Raw genomic sequence first — 5866 nt, 5'->3', positions numbered from 1 at the left:
TGAGCTAAGGGGGACCTGTGTTTCAACGGCTGCGAATATTAATGAGGTAACGATGATGTGTCAATATACTTCGTTATATTTTTATTTCGTTTGGTTAAAAAATGTCATTTTGGCGATCTTTAATACAAAACTGCCCCTAACTGGCTATTTTTTATGCTTTACTAAATTAAAGTTAAGCTAATGCTATGAAAAATATAGTTTTAGTATTGTGCATATTTATCGTTTTTTAATTAAAAATAGATAAAAGAATAAAAGATAGAATAATTATAGCTAAAAGCTATTAAAAAAACGTTGAACACTGTTCGTATGTACAGCTTTTAGTGCCTGTGAGACCGATTGTGTGAAGTTAGAAGGTTAGTCATCACTTACATAAAATTTTGGTGATCTGCTGTAAAGCCGCGCCAATACTGGGCCTTTAAGAGTTATCCACGAATTCTGTGGATAACTATGTTGATAGATGTGTTTCAAAGCGAGTCACGCGTACGGGTTGTCAAAAAAGCGTCACAAAGCTGTCATCTTTTATCTTGTTTAAGTATATGATTAATTTATTAAATTTATTGTTTTTGCACAAGTGTGTAACAAAGTGTCAATGTTTTATGCACCAAAATGATCAGTATTTGGCTTGTGTGTTACTGATTCACCAGTTGGTCTGAAAAATCGACAGTTTAACAAGCTGTTTACACAAAAGTAGGGGCGTCACTCCGCAGTAGCCTTCTCGAGCTCGTGCTATATGGGCCGAATATTGTGCGCAGAATAAGTTAATTGCGCTATCGGTGGCATAAATTGCTAATACCCCGCCTTTTTAGTTTTATTGGAATAAATAAGATTCCGTTATTGATGGTGTAATTGATAAAAATGCGATGAATAGCGTTATTCCGCACGCTATATTAATTTCACGATAAAATACTGTTGTTATTTACAGCAGTCCAGTACAATAAATCCTTTACCCTAAACCACCGTATGATCAGATAGCAATGCGTCAGCATTTGCCGTGCTGTTCATCCCGTAACGTGTGATTAAAACCATGTCAGCAGCCAACAACCGGTCAAGAGATTTAATAAATGGCGACATAAGCCAGACACTGAAAAGCATGACGGTGCCTATGATCGTTGGCATGATCATGATGATGAGTTTTGGGCTGGTAGACACGTTTTTTGTGAGTTTGCTTGGCACTGAGCCTCTGGCGGCCATCAGTTTTACCTTCCCGGTGACGTTCACGCTTATTAGCCTGAATATAGGTTTAGGGGTGGGCACGTCTGCCGTGATTGCAAAGTTAGCCGGGCAGGGGAATCAGGATAACGCCAGAGAAACAGGCTCCGGTGCAATAATGTTATCTTCATTATTAGTGGGCATTCTTGCGGTAATCGGCGGCTTTACCGTTGCGCCGGTTTTTTCTTTACTCGGCGCTACCGACAACCTGATGCCATTCATTCAGGATTATATGTATATCTGGTACTTTGCGTCGGTTTTCCTGGCTATTCCGATGGTGGGGAATAGTGTTCTGAGAGCCAGAGGCGATACCAAAACACCCAGCGTGATAATGGCTACCGGTGGAGGTATTAATGCGGTACTCGATCCCATTCTTATTTTTGGGGTGGGGCCAATCCCTGCAATGGGAATTGGTGGTGCCGCGTTAGCTACTCTCATATCCTGGATCGTGTGTTCAGTATGGATATTGTATCTACTGGCAAAACAACGGGGGTATATTTTACCGCGATTGCTCACGCCCTCAGAGTTTATGGTTAGTAGCCGCTCCATTTTGCATATAGCGCTGCCTGCGGCGGGCGCGAATATGTTAACGCCCATTGCTGGCGCTATTCTGACGCGAGTCGTGTCTGGCTATGGTGAAGAAGCGGTTGCAGCCTGGGGGGTGGGAAGCCGGCTGGAATCGTTTACCACCATCGTGGTGCTGGCATTGTCGATGACGTTACCCCCTTTCGTAAGCCAGAATTTGGGCGCAAACAAATTTGACCGGGTAAAACAGGCATACTGGACGTCAGTAAAATTTGTGATGGGCTGGCAGTTGTTGCTGAGTATTTTGCTTTGGCTGCTGTCTGGAGTTATTGCGTCATTATTTGCTAAAGAGCAGGCGGTAGCAGATCTAATCCAATTATTCCTGCTTATTGTACCTTTTGGTTATGGATTACAAGGGATCATTATTCTCACCAACTCATCGTTAAATGCGTGTCACCTGCCCATGTCTGCATTAACGTTAAGTATCATCCGCTTATTTGTATTCTTCGTACCTACAACAGTAGCAATGGGTTGGGCATTTGGCCTAACCGGCATTTTTGCGGGCGCAGTGGCAGCTAACCTTTGCATGGCAATGGTGTCGATGTATTGGTTCCGCCGCTCTTTACGTGTTTTACAAACTCAAACTGATTAGCAGGTAACAGCATGACGAAAGGTTTTGAACTGGTATCCAAATATCAACCCGCTGGTGATCAGCCTAAGGCGATTGCTTCCCTGGTAGACGGATTGGAGAGTGGTCTTGCCCACCAGACTCTGCTTGGGGTTACAGGGTCGGGGAAAACCTTCACCATGGCGAATATTATAAACCAGTTACAACGCCCAACTCTGGTATTGGCACACAATAAAACCCTGGCTGCCCAGTTATACGGCGAAATGAAAGAGTTCTTTCCCAATAATGCCGTAGAGTACTTTGTGTCTTACTACGATTATTATCAGCCTGAAGCTTATGTGCCCAGTACTGATACCTTTATTGAGAAAGATGCGTCAATAAACGATCATATCGAGCAAATGCGATTGTCGGCAACCAAAGCACTAATGGAACGCCGCGATGTTGTTATTGTGGCCAGCGTGTCGGCCATTTATGGTTTGGGCGATCCCGAATCTTACATGAAAATGCTGCTGCATTTGCGCCAGGGCGATACGATTAATCAGCGCGATATTTTGCGTCGCCTTGCAGAGCTACAATACAAGCGCAACGACCTGGCTTTTGAGCGTGGCACGTTTCGTGTGCGCGGTGATGTGATTGATATCTTCCCTGCAGACTCAGAAAAGCAGGCGGTACGGGTAGAATTGTTTGACGAAGAAATCGACCGTATTAGCTTGTTCGATCCGCTAACGGGTTCGATAGACAAAAATGTGGTGCGGGCAACGGTATTTCCTAAAACCCACTATGTAACGCCCCGGGAAAAAATTCTGGAGGCCATTGAAAGCATTAAAGTGGAACTGTCCGACCGCAAGAAACAATTGTTAAGTGTGAATAAGCTGCTGGAAGAACAGCGCATCAGTCAGCGAACACAGTTCGATATTGAAATGATGATGGAGCTGGGCTATTGCTCGGGTATTGAGAACTACTCGCGCTATTTGTCTGGCCGCGCGCCTGGTGAGCCGCCTCCAACATTACTGGATTATTTTCCGGCCGATGGCTTACTGTTTATCGACGAATCCCATGTTACCGTCTCGCAGATAGGTGCGATGTACAAGGGTGACCGTTCACGTAAAGAAACGCTGGTGGAATACGGTTTCCGGTTGCCCTCTGCGCTGGACAACCGGCCGCTCAAATTTGAAGAGTTTGAGCACATTTCACCGCAAACTATCTACGTATCTGCTACCCCGGGAAATTACGAGCTTGAAAAGTCTGACGGTGAAGTGGTGGAGCAGGTAGTGCGGCCCACAGGATTGTTGGATCCCGTACTTGAAGTTCGACCCGTAGCAACTCAGGTTGACGATGTGTTATCTGAAATACAATTGCGGGTTGCTGTAAACGAGCGGGTACTGATAACCACGCTTACCAAACGCATGGCAGAAGACCTCAGCGAGTACCTTAATGAGCACGGTGTGAAAGTGCGTTACCTGCACTCAGATATTGATACGGTTGAACGTATTGAGATCATCCGCGATCTTCGTATTGGCAAGTTTGATGTGCTGGTGGGGATTAACCTGTTACGGGAAGGTCTGGACATGCCAGAGGTCTCGTTAGTAGCCATTCTGGATGCCGATAAAGAAGGTTTCCTGCGTGCAGAGAAGTCGTTAATACAAACCATTGGCCGTGCCGCACGGCATATTAATGGTAAAGCCATTCTTTATGCCGACACCATTACTAAATCAATGCGCAAAGCCATTGACGAAACAGAACGCCGGCGCGCCAAGCAAATAGCGCACAATGAAGCGAATGGACTGACGCCACAAAGCCTGAATAAACCCATTACCGATATTATGGATTTGGGCGATTCTGTTGCGCCACAGGCAGGTAAAATTAAACTTCGCAAGGTGGCCGAATCCAAACAGGCCGCCAAAGCTGCCTCTGCTACCGAAATTATGGGCAGAATTGGTGAATTGGAAAAAGAGATGTTTGAGTACGCACGTGAGCTTGAGTTTGAAAAAGCAGCATCGTTGCGCGATGAAATTGAACAGCTTCGCAAGCAGGTAGTGTCGTTGTCTTAAGGGATTGTTTGGCAAAGACATATACCCACAATTGAGAAATATTTAACATGACTAAAGCACAACAAAACAACCCGCTGCATGGCGTTACGCTGGAAAACATTGTTACCCGATTACAAGCACATTACGGTTGGGATGGCCTGGCGGCAAGGGTGAATGTCAATTGCTTTAAGAGCGATCCGTCAGTTAAGTCGTCGCTCAAATTTTTGCGTAAAACACAATGGGCGCGAGATAAGGTAGAACAGCTGTATATCGCCACGTTTGTTGAAACGTCACCCTGGCGGCAATAGGCGGGTTTTGTTTGGTGAAGCCTGCTATTTAAATGCAGGTGGATGACAATTAAAGCTTTTTGGGTCTATCGGGACTAAATAATATCCTGAATAAAGTGCTTACTTATTCGATTTAAAGACTCGCCTGAATCACGGCTTCTGTGTTTTTAAGTATTTAGGGTTTAGTTTACATAAACTGTGTTTAACAAGCAGTTCAGAAAAACCTTTAAATTCTGCATCCGAAGAAAAATATAGACTGGTAGAAACTGAACATGTTGTGCCTAATATCCAGGTTATATTGGATGTGTCAGGTGTGGTTATGCATTCACCGTCAAGCAGCCATTTTTGGAATTCTATTTTCTTTGCGATCCGAATCTGAGATTTTAGTTTAGTTGCGCTGGACATGACTAAAGCCAGCTCTAATGCCAGATTGCATTGAGGTTCATCTAGTTTGGAATATCCTCTTACCAACTTACTGCCTATATAATTTTCAAATTTTTCAAATACATCTTGTGGCAGTGGTTTACCAAAACCTGTGGGCAAAATAGAAATGTAACCACCTTTGCATTGCGGATCTTCAATTGTGTCAGTAGTGAATGATTCTATTCTTTCGCCAATAACTGAAAAGTGCTTTTTGCCTAGAGAATGTCCCCACAAACTTGACTTAGGTGGCTGATATATAAGCATAGTGTTCCTTACTTTTACCTAACAGGAGGTAATTTCCATACCGTGACATTGTTTATTTTATATTAAAAACAAGTAGATACTGACTTATTTTCCGACTATCTTTTGAACTTAGCGCCTCAGGACTAGCTCGCGATTTTACCAATCACCCTTGGTGAGTAGTTTTCTATTAATTAGTTTTGATTCAAAACTGAAATCTTCACTTTTCTTTACCACAAACAGCACTGGTTTGCCTGCTCTTCAAATGTTATGTTTTTGCCATTCACTTCATAAGCGTTATTCAATTTGCCATCGGTAGTTTGGATAACCAGCGTGTATTCGTGGTCTTCCTGAACTCTCAGATCGATTACCGTGTTATCGGGCAAGCTTACAATGGCCGGTTACGTCTCATATAGCTAAATGCGTTGCTTGTGCTGCAATGTGGGCGCCTGTCTATGCAGCTGTATATTTAAGTTCACCGTTTCCTGGCAGTGTCCGGGTATTACTCATGCACTCATTAAAAC

At 43.8% G+C, this 5866-nt stretch carries 5 protein-coding genes; 3 read left to right on the top strand and 2 right to left on the bottom strand.

Going from position 1 to position 5866, the window contains the following annotated elements:
• Nucleotides 1–1024 precede the first annotated feature (1024 nt).
• Genes ACLR2L_RS18305 through ACLR2L_RS18295 form a run of 3 tightly spaced genes read left to right on the top strand, consistent with a single transcriptional unit; the run spans nt 1025 to nt 4700 of the window.
• Nucleotides 1025–2386, top strand: coding sequence for an MATE family efflux transporter (locus tag ACLR2L_RS18305; RefSeq protein ID WP_413370235.1), 1362 nt, complete (start codon nt 1025–1027; stop codon nt 2384–2386).
• Between the two features lie 11 nt (nt 2387–2397).
• The gene (gene uvrB / locus ACLR2L_RS18300) at nt 2398–4413 is read left to right on the top strand and encodes an excinuclease ABC subunit UvrB (RefSeq protein ID WP_140955969.1); all 2016 of its coding nucleotides are present in this window, start codon (nt 2398–2400) and stop codon (nt 4411–4413) included.
• 47 nt (nt 4414–4460) lie between these two features.
• Nucleotides 4461–4700, top strand: a complete 240-nt coding sequence (locus ACLR2L_RS18295; protein ID WP_140955968.1) for a VF530 family DNA-binding protein — start codon at nt 4461–4463, stop codon at nt 4698–4700.
• A gap of 129 nt (nt 4701–4829) precedes the next feature.
• On the opposite strand, the gene ACLR2L_RS18290 is transcribed toward ACLR2L_RS18295, so the two are convergent.
• A complete protein-coding gene (locus ACLR2L_RS18290; protein WP_413370232.1) occupies nt 4830–5366 on the bottom strand; it encodes a hypothetical protein in 537 nt (178 codons plus the stop codon).
• Nucleotides 5367–5572: 206 nt separating this feature from the next.
• Entirely contained in the window at nt 5573–5728 is a 156-nt protein-coding gene (locus ACLR2L_RS18285) for a hypothetical protein (RefSeq protein WP_413370230.1), read from the bottom strand.
• Between the last annotated feature and the right edge of the window lie 138 nt (nt 5729–5866).

It is taken from the genome of Alteromonas sp. AMM-1 (assembly GCF_047290655.1).
GTDB classification, from domain to species: Bacteria; Pseudomonadota; Gammaproteobacteria; order Enterobacterales; family Alteromonadaceae; genus Alteromonas; species Alteromonas mangrovi.
This window is presented reverse-complemented; position numbering and strand designations above follow the sequence as displayed.

Coding starts and splice junctions, on each gene's coding strand:
- ACLR2L_RS18305 (WP_413370235.1), top strand. CDS start 1,025: ATGTCAGCAGCCAACAACCGGTCAAGAGATTTAATAAATGGCGACATA.
- ACLR2L_RS18295 (WP_140955968.1), top strand. CDS start 4,461: ATGACTAAAGCACAACAAAACAACCCGCTGCATGGCGTTACGCTGGAA.
- ACLR2L_RS18290 (WP_413370232.1), bottom strand. CDS start 5,366: ATGCTTATATATCAGCCACCTAAGTCAAGTTTGTGGGGACATTCTCTA.
- uvrB (WP_140955969.1), top strand. CDS start 2,398: ATGACGAAAGGTTTTGAACTGGTATCCAAATATCAACCCGCTGGTGAT.